This window comes from Paracoccus ravus, assembly GCF_004522175.1.
Lineage (GTDB): Bacteria > Pseudomonadota > Alphaproteobacteria > Rhodobacterales > Rhodobacteraceae > Paracoccus > Paracoccus ravus.
The window spans coordinates 25,892-48,742 of the sequence record NZ_SDEB01000009.1 but is presented as its reverse complement, the minus strand read 5'-3'; the positions used below and the strand labels follow the sequence as shown (position 1 = coordinate 48,742).

The 22,851-nt window shown below is 63.6% G+C and carries 24 protein-coding genes; 18 read left to right on the top strand and 6 right to left on the bottom strand.

Features of this window, described 5'->3' with window-relative positions:
• Window positions 1-31: 31 nt before the first annotated feature.
• The 4 genes from ESZ60_RS09440 to ESZ60_RS09425 all read right to left on the bottom strand — a co-directional run bounded on the left by ESZ60_RS09440 (window position 32) and on the right by ESZ60_RS09425 (window position 3,959).
• Window positions 32-2,134: a TonB-dependent siderophore receptor gene (locus tag ESZ60_RS09440; protein ID WP_245155642.1), complete on the bottom strand. Its 2,103-nt coding sequence runs from the start codon at window positions 2,132-2,134 to the stop codon at window positions 32-34.
• A 179-nt stretch (window positions 2,135-2,313) separates the two neighbouring features.
• A complete protein-coding gene (locus tag ESZ60_RS09435) occupies window positions 2,314-2,793 on the bottom strand; it encodes an RES family NAD+ phosphorylase (RefSeq protein ID WP_134680329.1) in 480 nt (159 codons plus the stop codon).
• Window positions 2,793-3,221, bottom strand: coding sequence for an antitoxin Xre/MbcA/ParS toxin-binding domain-containing protein (locus tag ESZ60_RS09430; RefSeq protein WP_134680328.1), 429 nt, complete (start codon window positions 3,219-3,221; stop codon window positions 2,793-2,795). The genes ESZ60_RS09435 and ESZ60_RS09430 overlap by 1 nt, the downstream gene beginning before the upstream one ends.
• A gap of 60 nt (window positions 3,222-3,281) precedes the next feature.
• On the bottom strand, window positions 3,282-3,959 hold the full coding sequence (locus ESZ60_RS09425) for a DnaA N-terminal domain-containing protein (protein WP_134680327.1): 678 nt from the start codon (window positions 3,957-3,959) through the stop codon (window positions 3,282-3,284).
• A 494-nt stretch (window positions 3,960-4,453) separates the two neighbouring features.
• Here ESZ60_RS09425 and ESZ60_RS09420 point away from each other — a divergent pair, with 494 nt between their 5' ends.
• Both ESZ60_RS09420 and ESZ60_RS09415 read left to right on the top strand, forming a co-directional pair.
• Window positions 4,454-5,758, top strand: a complete 1,305-nt coding sequence (locus ESZ60_RS09420; RefSeq protein WP_134680326.1) for an AAA family ATPase — start codon at window positions 4,454-4,456, stop codon at window positions 5,756-5,758.
• Window positions 5,755-6,852: a ParB/RepB/Spo0J family partition protein gene (locus ESZ60_RS09415; protein ID WP_134680325.1), complete on the top strand. Its 1,098-nt coding sequence runs from the start codon at window positions 5,755-5,757 to the stop codon at window positions 6,850-6,852. Before ESZ60_RS09420 ends, ESZ60_RS09415 begins: the two co-directional genes overlap by 4 nt.
• Before the next feature lie 189 nt (window positions 6,853-7,041).
• Here the strand turns inward: ESZ60_RS09415 and ESZ60_RS20730 are convergent, their stop codons facing one another.
• Both ESZ60_RS20730 and ESZ60_RS09410 read right to left on the bottom strand, forming a co-directional pair.
• Window positions 7,042-7,182, bottom strand: coding sequence for a hypothetical protein (locus tag ESZ60_RS20730; RefSeq protein ID WP_167620101.1), 141 nt, complete (start codon window positions 7,180-7,182; stop codon window positions 7,042-7,044).
• A 36-nt stretch (window positions 7,183-7,218) separates the two neighbouring features.
• The gene (locus ESZ60_RS09410; protein WP_134680324.1) at window positions 7,219-7,782 is read right to left on the bottom strand and encodes a nuclear transport factor 2 family protein; all 564 of its coding nucleotides are present in this window, start codon (window positions 7,780-7,782) and stop codon (window positions 7,219-7,221) included.
• Window positions 7,783-8,169: 387 nt separating this feature from the next.
• Here ESZ60_RS09410 and ESZ60_RS09405 point away from each other — a divergent pair, with 387 nt between their 5' ends.
• From ESZ60_RS09405 to ESZ60_RS09330, 16 genes are all read left to right on the top strand, one after another.
• Window positions 8,170-9,315 carry an amidase gene (locus tag ESZ60_RS09405; RefSeq protein ID WP_134680323.1) on the top strand — a complete coding sequence of 382 codons (1,146 nt, stop codon included), beginning with the start codon at window positions 8,170-8,172 and terminating at the stop codon, window positions 9,313-9,315.
• The gene (locus ESZ60_RS09400; RefSeq protein ID WP_134680322.1) at window positions 9,312-10,457 is read left to right on the top strand and encodes an acyl-CoA dehydrogenase family protein; all 1,146 of its coding nucleotides are present in this window, start codon (window positions 9,312-9,314) and stop codon (window positions 10,455-10,457) included. Before ESZ60_RS09405 ends, ESZ60_RS09400 begins: the two co-directional genes overlap by 4 nt.
• Before the next feature lie 24 nt (window positions 10,458-10,481).
• Window positions 10,482-10,844 (top strand): hypothetical protein, encoded by a 363-nt coding sequence (locus ESZ60_RS09395; protein ID WP_134680321.1) that lies wholly within the window; start codon window positions 10,482-10,484, stop codon window positions 10,842-10,844.
• Between the two features lie 14 nt (window positions 10,845-10,858).
• The gene (locus ESZ60_RS09390) at window positions 10,859-12,127 is read left to right on the top strand and encodes an aromatic ring-hydroxylating oxygenase subunit alpha (RefSeq protein WP_134680320.1); all 1,269 of its coding nucleotides are present in this window, start codon (window positions 10,859-10,861) and stop codon (window positions 12,125-12,127) included.
• A 5-nt stretch (window positions 12,128-12,132) separates the two neighbouring features.
• Window positions 12,133-12,624, top strand: coding sequence for an aromatic-ring-hydroxylating dioxygenase subunit beta (locus ESZ60_RS09385; protein WP_245155641.1), 492 nt, complete (start codon window positions 12,133-12,135; stop codon window positions 12,622-12,624).
• A gap of 11 nt (window positions 12,625-12,635) precedes the next feature.
• On the top strand, window positions 12,636-13,382 hold the full coding sequence (locus ESZ60_RS09380) for an SDR family NAD(P)-dependent oxidoreductase (RefSeq protein ID WP_245155640.1): 747 nt from the start codon (window positions 12,636-12,638) through the stop codon (window positions 13,380-13,382).
• An 8-nt stretch (window positions 13,383-13,390) separates the two neighbouring features.
• Entirely contained in the window at window positions 13,391-14,356 is a 966-nt protein-coding gene (locus tag ESZ60_RS09375) for a PDR/VanB family oxidoreductase (protein WP_134680317.1), read from the top strand.
• 13 nt (window positions 14,357-14,369) lie between these two features.
• Entirely contained in the window at window positions 14,370-14,858 is a 489-nt protein-coding gene (locus ESZ60_RS09370) for a flavin reductase family protein (RefSeq protein ID WP_167620100.1), read from the top strand.
• A 309-nt stretch (window positions 14,859-15,167) separates the two neighbouring features.
• Window positions 15,168-16,175: an ABC transporter substrate-binding protein gene (locus ESZ60_RS09365; RefSeq protein ID WP_209021266.1), complete on the top strand. Its 1,008-nt coding sequence runs from the start codon at window positions 15,168-15,170 to the stop codon at window positions 16,173-16,175.
• 36 nt (window positions 16,176-16,211) lie between these two features.
• The gene (locus ESZ60_RS09360; protein ID WP_134680316.1) at window positions 16,212-16,982 is read left to right on the top strand and encodes an ABC transporter ATP-binding protein; all 771 of its coding nucleotides are present in this window, start codon (window positions 16,212-16,214) and stop codon (window positions 16,980-16,982) included.
• Window positions 16,979-17,746 carry an ABC transporter permease gene (locus ESZ60_RS09355; RefSeq protein WP_134680315.1) on the top strand — a complete coding sequence of 256 codons (768 nt, stop codon included), beginning with the start codon at window positions 16,979-16,981 and terminating at the stop codon, window positions 17,744-17,746. Before ESZ60_RS09360 ends, ESZ60_RS09355 begins: the two co-directional genes overlap by 4 nt.
• Window positions 17,743-18,498, top strand: a complete 756-nt coding sequence (locus ESZ60_RS09350) for an ABC transporter permease (RefSeq protein WP_134680314.1) — start codon at window positions 17,743-17,745, stop codon at window positions 18,496-18,498. Before ESZ60_RS09355 ends, ESZ60_RS09350 begins: the two co-directional genes overlap by 4 nt.
• Window positions 18,499-18,522: 24 nt before the next feature.
• Entirely contained in the window at window positions 18,523-19,617 is a 1,095-nt protein-coding gene (locus tag ESZ60_RS09345; RefSeq protein WP_134680313.1) for an NAD/NADP-dependent octopine/nopaline dehydrogenase family protein, read from the top strand.
• Window positions 19,614-20,603, top strand: a complete 990-nt coding sequence (locus tag ESZ60_RS09340; RefSeq protein ID WP_134680312.1) for a 3-hydroxybutyryl-CoA dehydrogenase — start codon at window positions 19,614-19,616, stop codon at window positions 20,601-20,603. The genes ESZ60_RS09345 and ESZ60_RS09340 overlap by 4 nt, the downstream gene beginning before the upstream one ends.
• Before the next feature lie 142 nt (window positions 20,604-20,745).
• On the top strand, window positions 20,746-21,618 hold the full coding sequence (locus tag ESZ60_RS09335; RefSeq protein WP_134680311.1) for a dioxygenase family protein: 873 nt from the start codon (window positions 20,746-20,748) through the stop codon (window positions 21,616-21,618).
• A 60-nt stretch (window positions 21,619-21,678) separates the two neighbouring features.
• Window positions 21,679-22,851 carry a muconate/chloromuconate family cycloisomerase gene (locus tag ESZ60_RS09330; RefSeq protein ID WP_134680310.1) on the top strand — a complete coding sequence of 391 codons (1,173 nt, stop codon included), beginning with the start codon at window positions 21,679-21,681 and terminating at the stop codon, window positions 22,849-22,851.

The following is a 22,851-nucleotide window of genomic DNA, read 5'->3' as shown; positions in this document are numbered from 1 at the left end:
AAGGCACGGCGCCCGATCTGGGCCCCGGCTGTTACCACTTGTAGGTCAGCCGCGCCTGAACTTCGCGACCTTCGCCATAGTTGCAGTAGAAGGAACTGCAGCTTGCCAGATAGGTCTCGTCGGTCAGGTTCAGGACGTTGAGCGAGGCTTCGATATTGTCGCGGGTATAGCTCGCGCCCAGATCGAGCAGCGTATAGCTGTCCAGCGGATAATCGTTGGCATCGTCGCCAAAACGCTCGCCGACATAGCGCACGCCGCCGCCGGCGCGGTAGCCATTGCCGAAATCGCGATCCAGCCAGACCGACGCCATGTGGTAGGGCGAGTTCGCGGCGCGGTTGCCATCCAGGAACGGCCCGGTTTCGCGCGCATCACCCTTTTGGCGGGCATCGGTATAGGTATAGGCGGCGCGAATATCCCAGCCCTGGGCCAGTTCGGCGGTGCCCTCAAGCTCGACGCCGCGCGAATGCACCTCGCCGATCTGGAAGGTCTGGAAGCTCTCGTCGCTGCGCACGACATTGGTCTGCTTCAGATCATAGACTGCGGCGGTCAGCAGGATATCGGCCGTCGGCTGATACTTGACGCCCACTTCCCATTGCTTGCCCTCGGTCGGCTTCAACGGATCGCCATTGCGGTCCGTGCCGATCTCGGGGTCGAACGAGGTCGAATAGGCGATATAGGGCGCGAGATCATTGTCGAAGAGATAGGACAGGCCGATCTGGCCGGTCGTCGCCTCATCCTTCTGATAGGCGTCCGAACTCGACGGGAAGCCCATGAACGCCGAGTTTACATCGCCGGTCTGCTTGACCCAGCTGTGACGCAGCCCCGCCGACATCCGCCAATTGTTCCAGGAAATCTCGTCCTGCGCATAGAGGCCGATCTGTGTGATCGTCAGATCCTCGCGCTTCACATACCATTCCTCGCCCACGACATCGATATCTCGATCGGGGTTGCGCCAGTCGATATCCTGCGGATACAGGAAATGGGTGGTGTTATCGAGCTTGTTGCGGATGATATCGAGGCCAAAGAGCAGCCGATGCGTCGCCGCCCCGGTGGCCACTTCTCCCTTGAACCGGGTATCGACATTCAGGGCCGAACTGTCCTCTTGCTGAATGGTCTGGTTCAGGTCGATATAATTGCCATCTGCGGAAAGCGCGTTCGACGTGAAGATATTATAGTCCCAATCGAACTTCTGATAACGGAAGCCCTGTTCCAGCCGCCAGCCATTGTCGAAATCGCGGCCATATTCCACGCCGAAATTGAACATGCGGCGATCGCTGTCCGTCTCGTCGGGATAGCCCGCGTAGAAGTCGCGCAGATCATCGCCATCGGCGATCTCGGTCAGGGCAAAGGGCACGCCGGCCGGCGAAATCGGGCTGTCCTTCTGATACGAGATCAGCAGATCGAGCGTCGAGACCTCGTCCATCTGCCACCGGAACGCCGAGGCCAGGTAGCCCCGGTCATTGGTCACGTCCTCGACCTGCTCTTCGGTCTGGCTGAGTTGCCCCGTGAGACGCCATGCCAGAGCGTCGGAGGGCGCGCGGTTGACGTCAAAGAACAGGCTGGCATCACCGAAACTGCCAAAGCCGATGCCGGATTCGGCAAAGTCTTCGACCTGGGCGTGCTTCTGCACGAGGTTGACGATGCCCCCCGGCGAGCCCGCGCCGTAAAGCGACGAGGACGGACCGCGCAGCAATTCGACCCGCTCGAGGCCGTATAGCTCGTAAGAGGGTGCGCCGAACTTGCGGATGAAACGCAGGCCGTTCAGATATTGCGAGTTGTTCGAGCCAAAGCCCCGGATATTGGGCTCGTCAAAGCCCGGCGTCGCGCCATAGGGTTCGGCCACGGCACCCGCGCTGTAGCGCAGCGCCTGCCCCACCGAGGCCGCGCCCTGATCGCGCATCTGCTGGGTGGTGACGACGGAAACCGATTGCTGGATCTCCAGCACGGGGGTTTCGGTCTTCGTGGCGATCTGGGTGGTCGGCACGACATAGCCCTGGGTCGGGGCCGTCGCATCCAGCACGACCTCGTCCAGAACCACGCCTTGGCTGGTTTCGGTTTCCTGCGCCATCGCGGGCAGGGCAAGCGCCATCAGGCTGCTTCCGGCCAGCAAGGCGAAACGCGGGGAAAGACGCATGTTGCGGTCCTTTCGTAAAGATCACTGTCGGTGGCGTTCCGCCCGTTCGGCCGCGCCAATCCCTATTATTTTTATGGGGAATCCTATTGCGCCAAATCCGGGACCGGCACAAGCGAAACTTGGCCTGTGCCGCGCGACGAAAAGGTCGGACGTGGCATTCGGGCCAGCCCGGCTTCCGCTCAGGGCAGCAGCCGACGGTCCCAGGCGATCGGCACTTCCAGACCGGGAAGGATGCGCGAAAATTCCGGATGCCCGGTATTGAAAAGCAGGTTGAATTCGACCGGTGCAAGCGCGCTCGGCACCAGCAGCACGGCCGAGCGGCGCTCCTGCGCCCAAAGATGCCCGAACTCGGCCGCCTCGACCGAACCGGGGCTACGCCAATCCGGGGCCTGATGATCGGCAAAGACCTCATAGCTGATGCCGGCGGGTATGCGGATCTCGATCGCGTGCTGGTTCGCAGGCAAGAGCCCCGCGAAATGCACCAGCTTCTCAAGCATCGCGGTCGAGAAATGCTCCGAGGCATAGATCACCGGATCCCCTGCCCTGTGCCAGCGGCCGGCATGACGCAGCGCCCCCGCATCGCTCCAGATCGGATAGCGGCCGGCCGGATCGCCGATCCGCCAGGCGCGGCGTTCCGCATCGAATCGGCGATGCGTCATCAGGCGGCGAATCCGGCCTCGGCCTGATGCAGAAGCTCGCTGACCGCATCCGCCCCGGCCGAACTGGAGACCGCGACATCCAGCGCCGCCTGACCACCCAGCAGCGGATGCGGCGTCTCCAGAAAGCGCATGGTGCGGTCATGGTCGCCGCCGTAAAGCCGCAGCGCCAGCTCATAGACCCGCGCGAATTCATAAAGCTTCTCGCTGGTTTCGCGGGTCAGCGGCTTGTCGAGCCGACGGACCCGGCGATAGGTCGCTTCCGGCAGGATGCGATAGAACCGCGACGCACCGATCCGGTCATGAACATGGCGGGCGCTTTCCGCCGGAAGCCCCTCGGCCACGTTTCGGGCCATGCTCAGCCTATCCCGGACCGCGCCATGCAGGCCCAGAACATCGGCGATGCGCAGCGTCTCACTTGTCACGTTCATCGCAGGCTCCCTGTCAGCTGATCCATATTTGGCGATCACATGATCGGATTGCAAGCCTCTTCACCGGGTTTCGATCCTTACCCGCGTCAACGTGCCATCGCTGCGCTGGACGGCGAGACGCAGCCGTTCCATCAGATGGGTGCGGATGTAATTGGCGTGAAACCGGCTGGGCGCGATCAGGGTCAGACAGCCTTCGTCGCTGCCAGCCTCGGCCAGCGGGGCGAACCAGGCATCGCAGATCGTGCCATCCTCTTGGGACAGCAAGTGACAGGCTTGCGCCCAGACCCCGTCCAGCGGCATTGCCGGAGCGGATCGCGGAAAGGGGATGACGCGGCTTTCCTCGACCTGATCGGGCCCCCCTGCCCTCTGGACGAAATCCTCGCCTATATTGCCCCATTCCGGGCGCGTGTCCTGCATGATCCGCCCAAGATTCAGACCCAGGACCGAAACCCGGCCGCGCGCGCCCTGCCGCTTGACCTCGATCCAACCCAGACCCTTGAGCCGGGACATGTCGCGCTTGACCGTGCGTTCATCGACGCACCACAGCCGGGCGATCTCGCGTTGGCCGATGGTCAGTTCGTCGCGCTGCCAGTTGTAGCGTGTCGTGATCAGCGACATGAGACGCAGCACCAGCCGTTGCCGGTTCTGGTCACCGGCAAGCGCATGGGCCATCATGGCCGAGAGAAGGTCATATTTCTTCGCAGCCGCGTCCCGTCCGACGGCCTTGATCGTCTGCATCTATGCCCTGCCCGCCGGAAGTCCCGGCCATCCTCGATGCCGTCCTTTGGGACGGTCTGTTCTCATCCGGCTCTGGCGGTGATCCGGCTTTGAGCCACCGGAACACAACGCTTTTCGCTTTCTTCACCGAATTTGCGTCCAGGTTGACGATTCTGTCAAGAGCCTGGCGCGCTCGCCGGGATCTGCGCCGAAAAATCCGAATGAAAAATGGTATCAATGGTATTGCGGGACATCTTGGGTGACCCCCATTCGGTTGGAAATGTCCCCTATTTCCCAGTTCTGGACGTGGCGACGTCCCCCAATACATCCCCTTGAGTTTGCACCGAATCACTTTCCGGTCTCTGAGGGTGAGGCGCGGGGATGGCGCCGATTCGCCGGGGAATTCTCCTCGCAGGAAATAGTCGAGCCATATTGAACTTCGCTTTTGCCAAAAGCGCAAATCCGGCGTAAAACCGAAGACACTGATTATTTGCGTCCTTGAATACAGGCAAAACATGTTTACGCACGAAGACCTCGCTCGGCTTCAGTCCCAATCGCTCAAGATGCAGGGCTGGATCAGAAGACAGACCTTCAGCCCGGACAGCGAAAAGACCCTGCGCCGCTTCTCGAGCTGGGAGGTGGCCGAGCTGATCTTCCGCATCAACCAGTCGACCTTCCGCGGCAAGCTCGCCGCCGAGCCGCATCTTCCCCTCGGGGAAGTCGAAGAGGATGGCCGCCAGCGCTGGTTCTCGCTCGACGAGATCAATGAGCTGCGCCGCCGGATCCGGGTCAACAAGCGTTCGCTGATGCCGCCGCGCCCCGAAGGCAAGCGCGCCTTCCGCGCCGCCATCGCCAACTTCAAGGGCGGTGCGGGCAAGTCCACGGTGGCCCTGCATTTCGCCCATGCCGCGGCGCTGGACGGCTACCGCGTCCTTGTCGTCGATTTCGACCCCCAGGCGACGCTGAGCCACTCCATGGGCCTGTCGGATGTCGGTGAGGATCACACGGTCTGGGGGATCATGGCGCGCGATCTTGAACGCGAGACCGACCGGATGAATGCGGCCTCGGCCGGTGCCGAGACGGGCACCGCCCTGCCCCAGCGCAAGCTGCCCGCCTCGATCCGGGACATGGGCCTGGGTACGCTGCGCCCGGCGGACTTCATCAAGCCGACGGCCTGGCCCACCATCGACATTGTCCCCAGCTGCGCCAACGCCGCCTTTGTCGAGTTCGCCAGCGCGCAGTATCGCCATCTGAATCCGGAATGGACCTTCTTTGGCGCGGTGTCGCGCTTTCTCGACAGCCTGTCGGACGATGCCTATGACCTGATCCTGTTCGACTGCCCGCCTGCCATCGGCTACCAGTCGATGAATGCGGTCTTTGCCGCGGACATGCTCTATATCCCCTCGGGTCCCGGCTACTGGGAATACGACTCGACGACGAGCTTCATCGGTCAGCTCGCCGAGGCACTCGAGGACCTGTCGCATGGTTTCGACAACTTCCCCACGGGGAAGGTCGCGCTGCCCAAGGCATTCGCCGATGTCCGCTTCCTGATGACCCGCTATGAGCCGTCCAATGATCTGCACCAGGCCATGTTCAATGCCTTTCGTCAGGTCTTTGGCGATCGTATGGCCGACCATCCGATCGAACTGACCCGTGCGGTCGAGCAATCCGGCCGATTCCTGAGTTCCATTTATGAGATCGATTATCGCGAGATGACGCGCGGGACCTGGCGTCGGGCACGCGCGACCTTCGATCAAGCCTATGAGGAATTCAAGTCCCATGTCATCTCGGCATGGAGCAAGATGGAGGCCGAGGCATGAGCCGCAAGCGTCGCATGTTCGATATCGAATTGCCGGAGGAGCAGTCCGAAACCTTCCCCGCGGGGAAGGAGGAGGTGCCGCAACGCCGTGGTCCCATGGCCGCGGCGATCACCGAGGCCGCGGAATCGAGCCGGGAGCGGGCCCAGATCGAAGCGCAGATCCGCGCCGAGAATGACGCCTTGGCGCAAGAGCATGTCCGGCTGAAGCGGGCCGGGCTGATCACCGATCTCATTCCACTGGAGGCGATCGACACGGTCAAGCTGGTCCGCGACCGGGCGGCGGGGCCGGATTTCGAACTGGCCGAACTGGTGGAATCGATCCGCGAGATCGGGCTGTCGAACCCGATCCGGGTCGAGCCGGCGGGGCAGGGGCGCTATGAGCTGATCCAGGGCTGGCGGAGGCTCTCGGCCTTTCGGCAGCTTCTTGAAGAGACCGGGGATGCCGAGACCTGGGGGCGGATCCCAGCCGGGATCGCGGCCCGAGGCGATGAGCTTGAACAGCTTTACCGGCGCATGGTCGATGAGAACATGGTCCGCAAGGACATCTCTTTCGCCGAGATGGCGCAGCTGGCCCTGCATTACGCGATGGACCCCGCAACGGCAGAAAACGACCCCGAGCGCGCCGTGGCGATCCTGTTCAAATCGGCCGGCTACCAGAAGCGCAGCTATATCCGCAACTTCATCCCCGTGGTCGAGCGTCTGGGAGAGGTGCTGATGTATCCGCGCGAAATTCCCCGCGCACTTGGCCTTGCCCTGTCGAGCAAGCTTGATGAAATGCCGGGGCTTGTCGCGGCGGTCAAGGCAGAGCTGAAGGATTGGGACACGCGTTCACCCAAGGACGAACTCGAGATCCTGCGTCGCTTCGTGGGGCAGGGGGGCGACATTGAAAGCGAAGAGCTGGTGCCCCGAACCAAGGGGGAGGCGGTACCCAGCGGCAAGGCCAAGACCACCTTCCAGATCGCCCGTCCCCAGGGGAATGCAAAATGCACGGCAGCCAATGGCCGTCTGGAGATCCGGCTGACGCGCGACTTTACCGCTGTGGACCGCAGGAGGCTTGAAGCGGCCGTAGCCTCGCTGCTGGATCAGATCGAGTGATCTTCCCCACGGGGAAGGGGTCGCGAGGATCCGCGTTTGAAGATGATACTGCGGCTAGCATGTGGGAGGCTGGCCGCAGGCGCATTTGGTGAGCCAGTGCAAAAGGGATGAGAACGCATCTGGGACCGGACAAATTCTCGCGAACAAAACGAAAACATCGGCCTTGCGCCGAGGTTGGACCGCCCTGTTCTAGTGTCGCCGCGCCTGACGGGTTCCGGCATGGACCATGCCGGGATCGGAGGGCGCGATGATCGCCATCCGTCCGGCCCGTCCATCCTGTCTTAGCCCATCGACCTCGGCGAGATCGACCGAAGTGGCAATGGGGCGCACCCCCTGCGCGGGACTCGGGACATGCGCCCCAGCCGGTCAGGGCTTCATCAGGACCGACTTGCGGGGATAATCCGAGGCAAAGCCGGCGGGCAGGGGGGCGATGAAGACATTCTCGGTCCGGGTGCGCGTGATCTTCCACTGGCCGTCTTGTTTGCGGAAGCTGTTGTTCAGCCGCGACGAGCGCAGCAATGCCTTGCCATCCGAGAACAGCCAAGGCTGCATGTGGACCCATTGGCCATCGGCGGTGTCACCCGTGACATGGATCTGCTCGGAGGTCAGGTAATGGCAGTTCAGGACCAGTTCCGGGTCGCGTTTCTGGCCCCAGAAGCCTTCGAAATGCCGGCGGATGGCGGCGGCACCTTCGGCTTTGCCGAACTGGTTGTCGTAATATTCGCCCACACCTTCCCAGACCGCATCCTCGGCATAGAGTTCCATGATGCGGTCGATGCGTTCGGCATCACTGGCCACGGCGTATTCCGGGAGCGGCGTGTCACAGAGGAACATGTAGCGGGCCTGAATCCTCCGGATCTCGGCCTCGGCCTCCAGTATTTCGATGCGGGCGATCAGATGGTCGAGCGTGGCTTGCGCAATCATGGACATGGCGGATCCTTCGGTTCATGGGGAAAGGGCAGGGCCGACGCTAGAGGAGCGCCGGGTCGCGAATCAAGCAGGAATATTCACGCGAATATTCCGACAAGTTGGCGTCCTTTGTCGGGCTTTTGCGTAAGATCACGGCAGATCGCAGAGTGTCCCGCGCGAAAGACATTTTTCTGTTGCATGAAAAAGAATGTAATTGCTACCCTGTTCCGGCAGAGACATGACTTCGCATGCCCAAGGGGATGCGAAGCCGTTTTCCATTCAAGTTACTGATTGTAATTAAAAAATCAGGCGACGAACGGAAAATTCCGTTGACCGACGGCGATATTGCGGTAACTTTCATGTAATACGTGAAGTCAAGGCGGCAGATTGCCGCGACCAAGGATCGCAATGACCCAGGCAAACTTCCCAGACCATGCGCTTGTCGCATCACTTCACCTCGGTGGGCAGGGGCCCAGCCTTGTCGTCAAGGATTGCATCGACATCGCGGGCACGGTCACCGGATGCGGCTCGGCCGCGCTGAGCGATCGGTCAGAGGCAAGCGCCCATGCGGCGGTTGTCGCGCGGCTCCTGCGTCAGGGATGCCGGATCCGGGGCAAGGCCAATATGCATGAGCTGGCCTTTGGCATGACCGGGGTGAATGCGCATACCGGCACGGCGCAGAACCCGAATTGGCCCGACCGCATTCCGGGGGGCTCATCCTCGGGGTCGGCCGCCGCCGTCGCTGCGGGTGCGGTGGATTTCGCGATCGGGACCGATACCGGCGGCTCGATCCGCCAGCCGGCGATCTGCTGCGGCATTGCCGGGCTGAAGCCCAGCTTCGGGCGGATCCCGCGCCAGGGCGCGACGCCGGCGGAAAGCTCGCTTGATTGCATCGGTCCCTTCGCCCGCGACGCCGCCGGGATCGAGGCGGCGATGGCGCTCATGGATCCCGGCTTTCAGCCTGCTCGTCAGGTCGAGAATCCGCGCCTGAGGGAAATCCTCGTCGCGACCGATGACGAGATTTCCGCTGCTTTCGCGCCTGTCGCGGCGCTGGCACAGGATCGTATGATCCTTGCCGGGCTGGACCGGGCCTTTGCTGCCGGAATGACGCTGATCGCCGCCGAAACGGCCGCGGCCTTTTCGCATCTGCGGCAGGACCTGATCGGCGAAGATGTGCGCCAGCGCATCGCGGCAGGGACGCGGATCGGCGCGGCCGAGATCGCCGAGGCCGAGGAAGCGCGAGAGGTTTTCCGCGCCGAGGTGGATGCCGCACTTGAGGGCTGCGATGCGCTGCTCTTGCCGGCATTGCCCCGTGTGCCGCCCCGGCTGGCCGAAGCCTCGGACCCTGCGGCGGTGCTGCCTTTGACCCGTTTTCTGCGCCCTTTCAACCTGTCGGGCCATCCATCACTGGTCCTGCCGATCCGGACGGATGCGGGCTTGCCCGCCGGACTCCAGATCGTGGGCCGAATGAACGACGACGCGCGGCTTTGCGCCATCGCACGATGGATCGAACCGCGCCTGACCGCCCTTGCGACCAAGGAGTCGACTGCATGAACGAAGTTCTCAGCCTCAAACCTGCTGTCCAACCCGGCCTTGCCGAGTTGCTGGCAGAGATCCGCGCCCGGCGTGGCGAATTCGAGAAGCTGCGCCATATCCCGCGCGACATCGTCGAGGGTTTCCGGCGCGCCGGGATCTATCGCGCCTTCGTCCCCGCGCGTTTCGGCGGCGACGAGATTTCCCCCGTCGCCTTCCTGCGCCTGATCGAGCGGATCTCGACCGCCGATGCCTCGGCAGGTTGGGTGGCAAGCTTTGGCGTGTCCTCGACCTATCTCGCGGCCCTGCCGGTCGAGACCTATGCCGCGATATTCGGGACCGATCCCGACACGGTCTTTGCCGGCGCGATGTTCCCGCCGCAGCCCGCGCGCCGCGTCGAGGGCGGCTTTGAGGTCTCTGGGCGCTGGCCCTATGGTTCGGGCTCGATGGGTGCCGATCTGATCGGCGCGGGCATCAAGGTCGAGGGCGAGGACAATCCCTTGCCCCGCACCGCCGTCATGCCGCGTGCGTCGGTGACCATCGACGAGACCTGGGACACGATCGGTCTGACCGCGACCGGCAGCCATGACATCGTCGTGGACAAGGTCGTGGTCGCGCCGGAATGGACCTTCGTGCGCGGCGCGAAATCCGCGATGGAGGACCGCATCTTCCGTTATCCCGCCATGGCCTTGGCGGCGCAAGTGCTGGCCGTGGTGGGCCTCGGCACGGCGCGCGAGGCGCTGGACTGGATCCGCTCGGATGCGGCCTCCCGCGCCTCGATCACCGGCGCGCCCAGCCCCGGCGCGCGCCCTCATGTTCAGGCCGATCTGGCCCGCGCAGAGGCCCGCCTCAGCGGTGCCCGCGCGCAGTTCTTCGAGATCGTCGAAGCGGCATGGGACCAGCTCGCCCATGCCCCCGCGGTCGAGCGCGAGACCCATATCCGCCTGCGCCTCGCCGCCACCCATGCCGCCGAAGAGGCGGCCGAGATCGCCCGCATGGCCTTCGTGATGGGCGGCACCGGCGCGATGGTGCGCGGCCATCCCTTGGGCCGGATCATGGTCGATGCGGCATGCGTCGCCCAGCACGCCTTCATGGCCTCGGGAACTTGGACCGCCGCCGGCGCGGCCATGTTCGGTGAAAAGACGCCTCCGGGCTTCCCTTGATATTCGAGAAAGAAAGACCCTAAAATGACCGACAAGACCCCGCTTCGCACGCTGCTCTGCTTTGCCGTGCAGCCCGCCTTCTTCGACCTGCCCTTTGACCAGATCGGCCCGGTCTGGAAAGGCGTCCAGCAATTGATGGGCGAGATCGCCCGCATCCCCGGCACCACGGTTCTGGGCACGCTGGACGATGACCAGACCCAGGTCGGAACCTCGCCCGCCTTCCCCTGGACCTGGTATATGCTCTGCGATTTCACCGATCGCGACGCCGTCGTCGCTGCCTGCAACCTGCTGCGCACGATCCAGACCGACGACCAGAATCACCGCCTGTGGAAATACATGCGTGTCGAGGCCCGCATGGGCCGCGCACTGGAAATCCCGCAACTCTGACCCCCGAGGCCGACATGACGCTTGATACCCCCGTCCAACTCGATCTCGACGCGCTCTACAATGACGCGCAGGTCGCCACCTCGATGTATGAGGATCCCGCGCTTTTCGACATCGAGATGGAGCGCATCTTCAAGAACACCTGGGTCTTTGTCGCCCATGACAGCGAGATCCCCGACAAGGGCAGCTTCAAGCTGTCTTGGGTCGGCAAGGAACCGGTGATTGTGGTCCGTGACCGCAAGGGCAAGGTCCATGTGATGGTGAACCGCTGCCGCCACCGCGCGGCCACCGTCTGCGAAGTCAAGAAGGGCAAGACCAGTTCCTTCCAATGCCCCTATCACGGCTGGGGCTATGCGCTGGATGGCAGCCTGCGCGCGCTGCCCTATCCCGAGCAGTACGGCGACGATTTCGACAAGGCCCAGCATGGGCTGCAGCGCCTGCATACCGAAACTTATAGCGGCATGATCTTTGCGAGTTTCAACGCCGAGATCGAGCCGCTGGTCGATTTCCTCGGCCCGGTCACGAAATGGATCGACCTGTTCATGAAGCAGGGCGGCGGCTTCCCGGTGAAGGTTCTGGGCGAGCATCAGTTCAAGGTCCCGATGAACTGGAAGGTGCAGCTGGAAAACACCACCGACGCTTATCACTTCCCGATCGTGCACAAGTCCTTCATGCAGTCGCTGGATGGCGAGACCGAGGAGATGTTCGAATTCCTCGAAACCGGCAAGGGCTATGTCGAGGATCTGGGCAATGGCCATTCGGTTATGGTGATGATCCCCGAACTTGTCGATCTGGATGAAAACCTCGACGCGCCGATCCCCGAGCGTTTCGCGGAACTGGCGCAGGAATTGCGCGACGAGGGTTACCCCGAGGATCAGGTGAAAAAGATCGTCCGCGCCGTCGGCGGGGCGGGTTTCAACCTGAACCTTTTCCCGAACGTGTCCTTCAGCCTCGCCTTCTTCCGCGTGCTGCGGCCGGTCAGCGTCGAGGAAACCGAAATCCGTCATATGGCGCTTGGGATGGAGGGCGGTCCGGCCGCAGCGAACCGGATGCGCCTGCGCCTGCACGAGCATTTCCAGGGCCCGATGGGCTTTGGCTCGCCGGACGATGCCGAGGTCTGGGAACGCGTGCAGCGCGGCACCAAGGGCGGCCCGGATCTGAAGATCTTGGTCAATCGGGGCCTCGTCGATGAGCGTCCCGGTCCGGACGGCCCGCTTGGCCATATCTCGGCCGAGACCGGCATGCGCGCGGCCTATGACATGTGGAAAAGGATGATGTCGAAATGAACGACATGAGCAGAACCCCCGGCAGCATGCTGCTTTCCGATGTCGCGGAATTCCTGTGGCACGAGGCTGATCTGCTGGACCGCAAGGATTACGACGCCTGGCTGTCGCTCTGGACCGGCAAAGGCCATTACATCCTGCCGATCGGCGACACGCCGGACGCGGAATTGGCAGATGCGCTGAACCTTTGCTACGACAATGACAAGATGCGCCGCGACCGGATCGCGCGGTTTCAGGCGGGTTTCTCGATTTCCTCGGCCCCGCCTGCGGAAACCATCCGCACCGTCTCGCGCATCGTGATCGAGGCCGCCGAGGGCGACCGCGTCACCATCCGCAGCGCCGAGCACCTGATCGAGGACAAGTTCGGCCGCCAGCGCGTCTGGGCCGCCAATGTCACCCATCGCCTGATCCGCGTCGATGGCTCCTTCCGCATCGAGGACAAGATCGTCCGTCTTTTGAACTCTGACGGGATGCTGAATTCGTTCAGCTATCTGTTCTGATGGCGGCGCCTTTGCCTGAAAAGGTGCAGACGGCAGTGGTGACGGGCGGCGCAAGCGGCTTTGGCGCCATCGCGGTCCGTGCGCTGCACAAGGCGGGCTTTCGGGTCGTCATCACCGATGTCGATCTGGAGCCTGCGACGGCCTTGGCCTCGGAACTCGACCTAGCTGGCGAGACGGCAGTGACCGCGACGCTGGATGTCTCGAAACCCGCGGATTTCCAAGAGGTTCTGGACAAGGTCATCGAGCGCTGGGGCTCCTGCGAGGTGCTGGTGAACAATGCCGCCCGCACCGCCGTCCAGCCCGTGCTGGAAATCGATCCCGCCGATTTCAACGCCATCATGGCGGTGAATGCGGGCGGCACCTTCACCGGATGTCAGGTCTTTGGCCGGCATTTCAAGGCGCAGGGCTATGGCCGGATCGTCAACATGGCCTCGCTCGCAGGCCAGAATGGCGGCACGGCGACGGGGGCGCATTACGCGGCCTCGAAAGGCGCGATCCTGACCCTGACCAAGATCTTCGCCCGCGACCTCGCGCCCTTCGGCGTGACCTGCAACGCGATCGCGCCGGGTCCGATGGACACGCCCATGGTTCGCGCGGTGCTGGGCGAGAATATCGACAAGGCCGCGGCCGCGATCCCGGTCGGCAAGCTGGGCGAGCCGGTCTTCGTCGCCGACCTGGTGGCAATGCTGGCCGGGCCTGCGGCCTATTTCGTGAACGGCGCCTGCTGGGACGTCAATGGTGGGATCTATATGCGATGAGCCTGGACATGACCCAAACGACCATGACCCTCGTGCTGGATCGTCGCATCGACGAGCCCGGCAATATCGCCCGGCTGCGCCTGCGCGCCGAGGACGGTGCGATGCTGCCGCCCTTTGACGCGGGCGCGCATCTGGATATCCGCATCACCGAAGGCACGACCGAGCTTTGGCGGCAATACTCGCTCTGCTCGGACCCTGCCGAGACCGGCTATTACGAGATCGGCGTCTTGCGCGATCCCGAAAGCCGGGGCGGATCGGAGGCCCTGCACCGCATCGCCATCGAGGGCACGCGCTTTCAGATCGAAGGCCCGAGGAACCTCTTTCCGCTGGCAGAGGACGCGCCGCAAAGCGTGCTTTTCGGGGGCGGTATCGGGGTTACGCCGATGATCGCCATGGCGCGCCGCCTGTCCGCCTTGGGTCGCGATTTCGCGCTGCATTACTGCACCCGCTCGGCCTCGATCACGGCGTTCGGCGACGAGATCGCGCAAAGCCCCTTCGCCGCGCAGGTCCATTTCCACCATGACGACCAGCCCGAAACCAAGCTGGACATTGCCGCCGCGCTGCCTCCGGTCGCCTCGGGCGCGCATGTCTATGTCTGCGGGCCGCAGGGCTTCATGGATTGGGTGATCGGCGCTGCCGAGGCGGCGGGCTATCCCTCGGGCCGCATCCACCGCGAATATTTTTCGGCCGAGGTCGATGCCTCGGGCGAGGGCTTTGAGGTGGTGGCGCAAAAATCCGGCGTGACCGTGACGGTCGGTCCCGATGACACCATCGCCAAGGCGCTGGCGCGGGCGGGCATCAAGATCACCGTCAAATGCGAGGAGGGCGTCTGCGGCACCTGCGTCACCGACGTGATCGAGGGCGAGATCGATCATCGCGACAAGTTCCTGACCGATGAGGAACGCGAGGATGGCGACCAGATCTGCGCCTGCTGCTCGCGCGCCTGCGGCGCACGCCTTGTGCTGGATGTCTGAGGGAGGAAACAGGATGACCCATTCCGCAACCGCCTTCCGCGAGGGGATGAGCCGCCTTGGCGCGGCAGTCACGGTCCTGACCTCGGACGGGCCTGCTGGTCGGCACGGCATGACGGCCTCGGCCGTCGTTTCGGTCACCGACTGCCCGCCCACGCTGATTGTCTGCGTCAACCGCAAGAACCGCAGCCATGACCTGTTCGTCGAAAATGGCGTGGTCGCGGTGAATGTTCTGGGGGGGCGGCACAAGGAACTGTCGAACGCCTTTGCAGGGCGGGCCGAGGGCGACCGCTTCACCGGCCATGACTGGACGCGCATGACCACCGGCGCGCCGGTTCTTGCCGATGCCGAGGTTGGGTTCGACTGCCGCATTGTCGATGTCCGCGAGGTCGGTTCGCATTCGGTCCTGACCTGCGCCGTCGAGGCCGTGGCCCTATCCCCCGAGCGGCCAGAAAGCCTGATCTGGTTCGGTCGCGGTTTCCACCATCTGCACGCCGCCAGTTGAGGCGGCGGCAAACCGGGCAGACGAGCAATCCGGCGTGGCTGTCAGCCGCGCCGGATTGCTCGCGGTTTTTTTGTCGGCAGCACCGATTTCATCTGCATTCCGCCCAAAATGCAGGCTTCCGCGCAACGCAAAGATTCAATGACAAGTCAGGTGATTTTTCACGTGACAATGGCGACAAATTGTCGCTAGCCTCATGGGTGAAAGGGCTTCGCCCGCGAAGACACCGCAGCCGTCCGACTCAGTTGGGACGGCATGGCGCGAGCCGCTTTTCCAACGATAGCAATGCATGACATAGCCAACGGGAAATCCATGACCATCCGCAAAAACCCCCTCAAGAAAAGCGCAATCCTCGCGGCGGCGATGGCATCTTTGGTCGCGCACGCCCTGCCGGTTCAGGCCGATGACATCCCGACGATCCGCGTCGGCTGGACCATGCCGGGCGAGGATTCGAAATACTGGATGATGAAGCGCCCGGAAAAATTCGAGGCGCTCGGCAAGACCTATAATGTCGAATGGGTGCAGTTCCAGGGCACCGCGCCCATGGTTCAGGCGATGATCGCGGGGGCGCTCGACTGCTCGACCCAGGGTGCGCTGTCGCTGGCCAATGGGCATTTGCAAGGCGGGCTCGACTCTTATGTGGTGGCCTCGCATCTGGGCACGGCGCCGCAGAGCTTCTCGCCCTATTGGGCCGTGGCCGAGGATAGCGAGGTCAAGGCGGGCGCGGATCTCAAGGGCAAGACCGTGGGCATCAACGTGTTGGGTTCGGGCCTTTACGGTCAGCTTTACCTGTTCCTGAAACAGTCGGGCCTCGACCCGCAAAAGGATATCAAGCTGGTCGAGACGGGCTTCCCCGGCTCGGAGGATGCGCTGCGCGCGGCACGGGTCGATGCCGCGGTGATGAACCAGCCCTTTGCCGCCAAGGCCGAGGCCAAGGGCGGCATCCGCAAGCTCTTTACCATCAATGACATCACCCCGAACAGCATCCAGATCTTTGAGGTCTGCAGCAAGAAATTCGTCGATGAGAAACCGGAGCTGGCGGCGAATTACGTCAAGGATCTGACCCGCGGCATGGACATGGCTCTGGCCGATCGCGCAGAGACCATCAAGGTCGCCTCGGAAGTCACCAAGGCTCCGGTCGAGGTCCTCGAAGGCTTCTACCTGAAAGAGGGGCAGGATTTCGAACGCGCGGCCGGCGCGGCCGTCGATTTCACGGTGCTGCAAAACATGCTGGACCTTTACCACGAGGCCGGGATGATCCCCGCCAAGGTCGAGGCCGCCAAGTTTCAGCATGCCGAGATCGTGGCCCCGCTGAAATAACCCTGAACAGACATCTCTCCCGACAGGAGATTGAATATGATCGCGATCGAGCATCTCTCGAAACGCTTCAAGACGGCTGCGGGCAAGGACCATCTTGCGCTGTCGGACATCAACCTTGAACTCAAAAGCGGCGAGTTCGTGTCGATCATCGGTCCCTCGGGCTGCGGAAAATCGACGCTGCTCTACATGATCGGCGGCTTCATCCCCGCCTCCGAGGGCCGTATCCTGATCGACGGCAAGCCGGTCGCCGGGCCGGGGCCGGATCGCGGCCCCGTCTTTCAGGAATTCGCGCTTTTCGCGTGGAAGACGGTGTTGCAGAACATCGCCTATGGATTGCGCCTGCAGGGCAAGTCCAAGGCCGAGGCCGAGGCGCGCGCGCGGGTGCTGCTCAAGATGGTCGGGCTGGAACGCTTTGCGAATTTCTACCCCAAGGAGCTGTCGGGCGGGATGAAGCAGCGCGTCGCCATTGCCCGCACGCTGGCCTATGATCCTCAGACCCTGCTGATGGACGAGCCTTTCGGCGCGCTCGACGCCCATACCCGGACCCATCTGCAGCGCGATCTGCTGCAGATCTGGGAAGAGCATCGCAAGACTGTCCTCTTTGTCACCCATAGCGTCGAAGAGGCGGTCTATCTTTCGGACCGTGTGATCGTCATGGCGGCCGGGCCGGGCCGGATCGACCGCATCATCCCGATCGAGCTTGACCGCCCGCGCCAGCGCAGCGAATTGATGTTCGACCGTCGCTATCAGGAATACATCACCCAGATCGAGGGCATGATCGACGCCTTCGAGACGGAGGCGGCATGACGCGCCACATCCCCTCGATCTGCGCCGGCGTCGCGCTGCTGCTGCTCTGGGAAATCGCACATCGCAGCTTTGGCCTGTCGGGCTTGCCGGGACCGGTTTCGGCTTTCCGGGCTTTGCCTGAATTGCTGTCGGATGGTGACGCGCTTTACGACATCGCGCAATCCCTGCAGCGCATGGCGGCGGGCTATCTCTTGGCAGCGGTATTCGGCATCAGCTTCGGCCTGCTCATGGGCACCAGCCCGCTGGCCGAGCGCCTGCTCAATCCGCTGATCATGATGATCTATCCGATCCCCAAGGCGGCCTTGATGCCGATCCTGATGATCTGGCTGGGCATTGGCGATGCCTCGAAGATCCTGGTGATCTTTCTCGGTTCCAGCCTGCCGATCATCTATCACGCCTGGCAGGGTGGCCGTTCGGTCAGCCAGATCGTGGTCTGGAGCGCTGCGGCCATGGGCATGGGGCCGGTGCAGCGCCTGTTCCGGATCGTGCTGCCCGCCGCTCTGCCCGAGATCTTTATCGGGCTTCGCACCGGCCTGATCCTTGCGCTGATCACCATGGTCGTCAGCGAGATCGTGGCGCGCAGCAATGGCATCGGCAACCTGCTCTTCAACTCGATGGACATGGCGCTTTACGACCGCATGTTCGCCGCAATCATCATCATCGCCGCCATGGGCTATGTGCTGGACCTGATCTTCGAGGCGATCAGGACGCGTTTCCTGCGCTGGTCCGACAGCGGCGAGCATATTCAGGTGGCTGTCGGATGACCGCAAATTCCAAGCTCATCGGTCTGGTCCCCATCCTTGGCCTGGTCCTGCTGTGGGGGTGGCTCGCGGCTTCGGGCATGGCGCCGCGCGCCCTGCTGCCCTCGCCGGTGGATGTCGTCCAGAGACTCTTCGAACTGCTGGCCGATCCCGATTTCCTGGCGCAGATCGGAACGACCCTGTTCCGCCTGGTCTCGGGCTTTCTGATCGCGCTGGTGCTGGGCACGGTCCTGGCGGTACTGTCCGCTTCGAGCGAAGTGACCCAGACGGCGGTCAATGCCTTTGTGCGCATTCTCGCGCCGCTGCCCAAGATCGCGCTTTACCCGGCGATGATCCTGATCCTTGGCTTTGGCCATAGTTCCAAGATCGCACTAGTGGTCATCGAAGCGGCCTTTCCGATCTATCTGGCCACCTATCAGGGCATGCGCAACGTCGACAAGAAGCTGGTCTGGGCGGCGCGCTCGGCGGGGGCGTCGCGGCTGCATTGCCTGCTTTTCGTGATGCTGCCTGCGGCGGCGCCGTCGATCCTGACCGGGGCGCGGGTGGCCTTGGTGATCTCGTGCATCGTGGTCTTTCTCAGCGAGATGATGTCCTCGACCGAGGGGCTGGGCTATGTGCTGATCGATGCCGCGCGGAATTTCCGCACCATCGACATGTTCGTCCCGATCATCCTGATCTCGGCGCTTGGCCTTGGCCTTGGCGCGGGTCTTTCCGCCCTGCGGCGCAAGCTGCTGGTCGGCTATCCACAAGACTGAAAACATAAGAACTGGGAGTTTCAAATGCGTATAGCTGTTCTTGGAGGCGGGAACGGGTCGATGGCTGCCGCCGCCGATTTCGCGCTTGGCGGGCATGAGGTCGCCCTGTGGCGTCGTGGCGAGGCCGAGGTCGCGCAGCACCGCGAGTTTGGCAACAAGCTGATCGTCCGCGATGGCAAGGGCCGGCACGAAGCCCAATTGGCCGAGGTCACGACCGATCTGGCCGCCGCGATGGAGGGGGCCGATCTGATCTTCTGCCCGGTGCCCGCCCCGGCGCATGGTGATATCGCCGAAAAGGTCGCGCCGCATCTGCGCCCCGGTCAGGTCGTGCATCTGCCGCCGGGCACGATGGGATCGCTGGTCTTTGCCCGCGCCGCGCAAAAGGCGGGCACGGTCAAGGGCGTGGCTTTCGCCGAATCCGGTACGCTGCCCTGGCTGGTGCGCAAGCATGGCTTCAACGAGATGGTGATTTCGGGCCGTACCACGCGCCTGCCGACGGGCGTGTTCCCGCTGTCGCTCGAGGATCATGCGATCGAGATCATCGGTCGTGCTTTCCCCGGTGCGGTCGAGGCCTGCGGCGATGCGCTGTCCGGTGCGCTGATGAATGCCGGTCCGATCATCCACCCGCCGCTGATCACCATGAACGCGGGGCCGCTTGAACATTTCCCGGCATGGGACATCCATAACGAAGGCACGCAGCCCGCGATCCGCCGCGTCACCGATGCGCTGGATGCCGAGCGCGTCAAGGTCCGCGAGGCCTTGGGTTACGGGGCGCCGCATTTCCCGCTGGCCGATCACTACAATCAGGACGGCGATGAATGGATGTATGGCCGGAAGGCGCATTCCGACCTGACCGATTCCGGCGACTGGCGCGAAAAGATCGTTCTGACCGAGCATCGCTACATGCTGGAGGATGTGCGCTACGGCCTGTCGCTGCTGGTTTCGGCCGCGCGCATGGCGGGGGTTTCGGTCCCGGTCGCCGAGGGGCTTCTGGCCATCGGCGGCTCGATCTGCAACGAGGATTTCATGCAGACCGGTCGCCCGCTGGCCGCCGTGGGTCTTGATACCCTCAGCCGCGAGGAACTGCGCGAGACCATGCAATCGGGCTTTGCCGCATGAGCGCGGCAAAGCAAACCATCGCGGCGCTTGGCGCAGGCAGGATGGGGCGCGGCATCGCCATCGTCTTTGCCTATGCCGGGCATCCGGTCGCGCTGATCGACTTCAAGACCCGACCCGAGGCCGATTTCACCGCTCTGGCTGCCGAGGCCCGACAGGAAATCCACCAGACGCTGACCATGCTCCATGAACTGGGCATGTTCGCGGATGCGGGGGCCATTCCCCGCATTCTCGATCAGATCCAGATCGTGCCGAAATCGGGCGCCGCCGAGGCCTTGGCCGAAGCGGATGTGATCTTCGAGGGATTCCCCGAGATCCTCGACCTCAAGCGCGAGGCGCTGCGCGAAGCATCCGCCCTGTGCCGGGACGATGCGATCATCGCCTCGACCACATCGACGATCCTGGTCGATGACCTGTCCACGGCGGTGCGCAATACCGGGCGTTTCCTGAACGCGCATTGGCTGAACCCGGCGTTCATCGTGCCGCTGGTCGAGCTTTCTCCGGGCCGCGACACCTCGGACGAGGCCACGCGGCGGATGACGGAACTGCTGGAATCGGTGGGCAAGGTTCCCGTGACCTGCGCCGCGCGGCCGGGCTTCATCGTGCCGCGCATGCAGACGGTGGCGATGAATGAGGCCGCGCGTCTGGTCGAAGAGGGCGTCGCCTCGGTCGAGGATATCGAAAAGGCCGCGAAATACGGCTTCGGCTTCCGCTTCTCGGTTCTGGGACTCCTGGAATTCATCGACTGGGGCGGCGGCGACATCCTGCACCATGCCAGCCGCTACCTGTCGGATGCGATGCAGGACGACCGCTATGCTGCGCCCGAAGTCGTCACCCGCAACATGGAAGAAGGCCGCATCGGCCTGAAGACCGGCGCGGGGTTCCTTGATTACAGCAGCATGGATGTTCCGGCCTATCGCAAGGCCCGCCTTGGCGCCTTTGTCGAGCGGCTGCGCGACATGGGCATGGCGACGGAACCCGCAGCCTGATCCCTATCCCGGCCATGCGGCGGCCTGGCCGGGGTATCGCATGATACCCGCCGCAGATCTGGCAGATGCCGCGCGCGGGATGCCAATATTACAGCATCGACAGCAGGGCATCGCCCCGTAAGTCAAGAAGGAGGAGAACCACATGAGCCATGTCACCATCGACAACGTCACCGAGACCGTCATCGCCTCGCTCGGCAAGCACGCCCCGATCGAACCCCGCCAGCGCCAGATCATGGAAAGCCTGATCCGCCACCTGCACGGCTTCTGCAAGGACGTGAACCTGAGCCATGCCGAATTCATGGCGGCCTGCGACTATCTTGGCCGCGCCGGCGCGATGTGCAGCCACAAGCGTCAGGAATTCATCCTGCTGGCCGATATCCTTGGCGTCGAAGTTCTGGTGGACATGCTGTCGAACCCGGTCGCGGGCAACGAGACCACCTCGACCGTGCTTGGGCCCTTCTTCCGCGAGAATGCGCCGGTCATGCCGAAAGGTGCCTCGACCGTTCAGAAGCATTTCGATGGCGAGGAATCCGTTCTGGTCGAGGGCCATGTCCGCGACACCGATGGCAATCCCATCGTCGGCGCCATCATCGACGTCTGGGAGGACGCGCCGAACGGTCTTTATGAAAACCACGACCCCGAGCAGCCCGACTACAACCTGCGCGGCCGGTTCGAATCCGACGAGAACGGTCATTACGCCTTCCGCGCGATCCGCCCCGTGCCCTATCCGATCCCCGGCGACGAGACCGCGGGCGAGCTGATCCGCTATATGGGCCATCACTGCATGCGCCCTGGCCATATCCATATGATGGTCAACCGCGAGGGCTTCCGCCCGCTGATCTCGCAGATCTACGACTCGAGCAGCGCGCATCTGGACGACGACTCGGTTTTCGCCGTCAAGGAAGAGCTGATCGGAGAGTTCCGCAAGGCCCCGGAAGGCGCGGATACCGACTTGGTGCTGGAATTCGACTTCATCCTGCCCCGCGCCGAGGCGCAGCGCATGGCCGCCGAATAATCGGCCAGGGCCGCGCCCGGACCAGGGCGCGGCAATTTTCAGGACGAAAGGAAGATTGCGATGAACGTGCCGGGCATTTCTGGCCTGTCTCCTGCCGAGCGCGCGGATCACCGCCTCGGCCGCGACATCACCCGGATCGAACCCGTGATCGTCGATCTGCCGACGACCCGCCGCCACCGGCTCTCGAATACCGAGGTGACCTTCCAGTCCTATGTGATCGTGCGCGCCGAACTGGCCGATGGCACGGTCGGTTATGGCGAGGCCGCGACCTTGGGCGGTCCCCGCTGGGCCGAGGAAAGCGTCGAGGCGATCAAGGCCAATATCGACGCCTACCTCGCCCCCGCCATTCTGGGCCGGAATGCGCTGGATTTCGAGGCGAACCTGCTGGCGATGAAAAAGGCCGCCAGTCGCAACAATGCCGCGCGCGGCGCGGTCGACAGCGCGCTGTTCGACGCCGCCGGGAAATCTCTGGGCCTCCCCACAAGCCTGTTCCTTGGCGGCGCATTGCGGGACCGGATCGAGGTTCTCTGGGCGCTTGCCTCGGGTGACGCCGATCAGGAGATCGAGGAAGCCAAGGGCAAGCTCTCCGCCCGCGAGCATCGCCGCTTCAAGATCAAGCTCGGTTTCCATTCCCCCGCCGACGACATGGCGCGCCTGACCCGCATCACCGAGGCTCTGCCGGGCTGCGAGATCGTCTGCGACGTCAATCAGGCCTGGTCCGAGGCGACCGCGATCCGCTACCTCCCGCGCATGGCGGAACTGGGCATCGTGCTGATCGAACAACCCCTGCGTCCGGGCCTGCTGGAAGCCACCGGCCGCATCGCAGCCCGCAGTTCCATTCCGATCATGACCGATGAAGCCGCCTTTACCGGCGCGGAAATCGTCGCCAATGCGACCTCGGGCGCGGGCAGCGTCTATTCGCTGAAGCTGGTGAAAAGCGGCGGTCTGATGGAGTTGAAGCGCGCTGCCGGAACCGCGCAGGCCTGCGGGATGGAGCTTTACGGCGGCTGCCTCTTGGAAACGGGTCTGGGGGCTGCGGCGCATCTGGCCGTTTTCTCGACCCTGCCGACGCTGGAATGGGGTTGCGAGCATTTCGGCCCGCGCATCGTCAAGACCGATCTCTTGCGCGAGCCGATCACCTTCAAGGACTTCCATATCCATTGCCCGACGGGGCCGGGGCTGGGGGTCGACATCAACGAAGACGCCCTTGCCGCCATGACGCGAAAGGCCTGA

What these genes read in the sequence shown, in the direction of transcription:
- ESZ60_RS09385 (WP_245155641.1), top strand. Translation starts at nt 12,133, where the DNA reads ATGAGCAGAACCCCCGGCAGCATGCTGCTTTCCGATGTCGCGGAATTC.
- ESZ60_RS09440 (WP_245155642.1), bottom strand. Translation starts at nt 2,134, where the DNA reads ATGCGTCTTTCCCCGCGTTTCGCCTTGCTGGCCGGAAGCAGCCTGATG.
- ESZ60_RS09375 (WP_134680317.1), top strand. Translation starts at nt 13,391, where the DNA reads ATGACCCAAACGACCATGACCCTCGTGCTGGATCGTCGCATCGACGAG.
- ESZ60_RS09330 (WP_134680310.1), top strand. Translation starts at nt 21,679, where the DNA reads ATGAACGTGCCGGGCATTTCTGGCCTGTCTCCTGCCGAGCGCGCGGAT.
- ESZ60_RS09340 (WP_134680312.1), top strand. Translation starts at nt 19,614, where the DNA reads ATGAGCGCGGCAAAGCAAACCATCGCGGCGCTTGGCGCAGGCAGGATG.
- ESZ60_RS09365 (WP_209021266.1), top strand. Translation starts at nt 15,168, where the DNA reads ATGACCATCCGCAAAAACCCCCTCAAGAAAAGCGCAATCCTCGCGGCG.
- ESZ60_RS09355 (WP_134680315.1), top strand. Translation starts at nt 16,979, where the DNA reads ATGACGCGCCACATCCCCTCGATCTGCGCCGGCGTCGCGCTGCTGCTG.
- ESZ60_RS09335 (WP_134680311.1), top strand. Translation starts at nt 20,746, where the DNA reads ATGAGCCATGTCACCATCGACAACGTCACCGAGACCGTCATCGCCTCG.
- ESZ60_RS09350 (WP_134680314.1), top strand. Translation starts at nt 17,743, where the DNA reads ATGACCGCAAATTCCAAGCTCATCGGTCTGGTCCCCATCCTTGGCCTG.
- ESZ60_RS09370 (WP_167620100.1), top strand. Translation starts at nt 14,370, where the DNA reads ATGACCCATTCCGCAACCGCCTTCCGCGAGGGGATGAGCCGCCTTGGC.
- ESZ60_RS09420 (WP_134680326.1), top strand. Translation starts at nt 4,454, where the DNA reads ATGTTTACGCACGAAGACCTCGCTCGGCTTCAGTCCCAATCGCTCAAG.
- ESZ60_RS09415 (WP_134680325.1), top strand. Translation starts at nt 5,755, where the DNA reads ATGAGCCGCAAGCGTCGCATGTTCGATATCGAATTGCCGGAGGAGCAG.
- ESZ60_RS09430 (WP_134680328.1), bottom strand. Translation starts at nt 3,221, where the DNA reads ATGAACGTGACAAGTGAGACGCTGCGCATCGCCGATGTTCTGGGCCTG.
- ESZ60_RS09435 (WP_134680329.1), bottom strand. Translation starts at nt 2,793, where the DNA reads ATGACGCATCGCCGATTCGATGCGGAACGCCGCGCCTGGCGGATCGGC.
- ESZ60_RS09395 (WP_134680321.1), top strand. Translation starts at nt 10,482, where the DNA reads ATGACCGACAAGACCCCGCTTCGCACGCTGCTCTGCTTTGCCGTGCAG.
- ESZ60_RS09425 (WP_134680327.1), bottom strand. Translation starts at nt 3,959, where the DNA reads ATGCAGACGATCAAGGCCGTCGGACGGGACGCGGCTGCGAAGAAATAT.
- ESZ60_RS09400 (WP_134680322.1), top strand. Translation starts at nt 9,312, where the DNA reads ATGAACGAAGTTCTCAGCCTCAAACCTGCTGTCCAACCCGGCCTTGCC.
- ESZ60_RS09410 (WP_134680324.1), bottom strand. Translation starts at nt 7,782, where the DNA reads ATGTCCATGATTGCGCAAGCCACGCTCGACCATCTGATCGCCCGCATC.
- ESZ60_RS09390 (WP_134680320.1), top strand. Translation starts at nt 10,859, where the DNA reads ATGACGCTTGATACCCCCGTCCAACTCGATCTCGACGCGCTCTACAAT.
- ESZ60_RS09345 (WP_134680313.1), top strand. Translation starts at nt 18,523, where the DNA reads ATGCGTATAGCTGTTCTTGGAGGCGGGAACGGGTCGATGGCTGCCGCC.
- ESZ60_RS09360 (WP_134680316.1), top strand. Translation starts at nt 16,212, where the DNA reads ATGATCGCGATCGAGCATCTCTCGAAACGCTTCAAGACGGCTGCGGGC.
- ESZ60_RS09405 (WP_134680323.1), top strand. Translation starts at nt 8,170, where the DNA reads ATGACCCAGGCAAACTTCCCAGACCATGCGCTTGTCGCATCACTTCAC.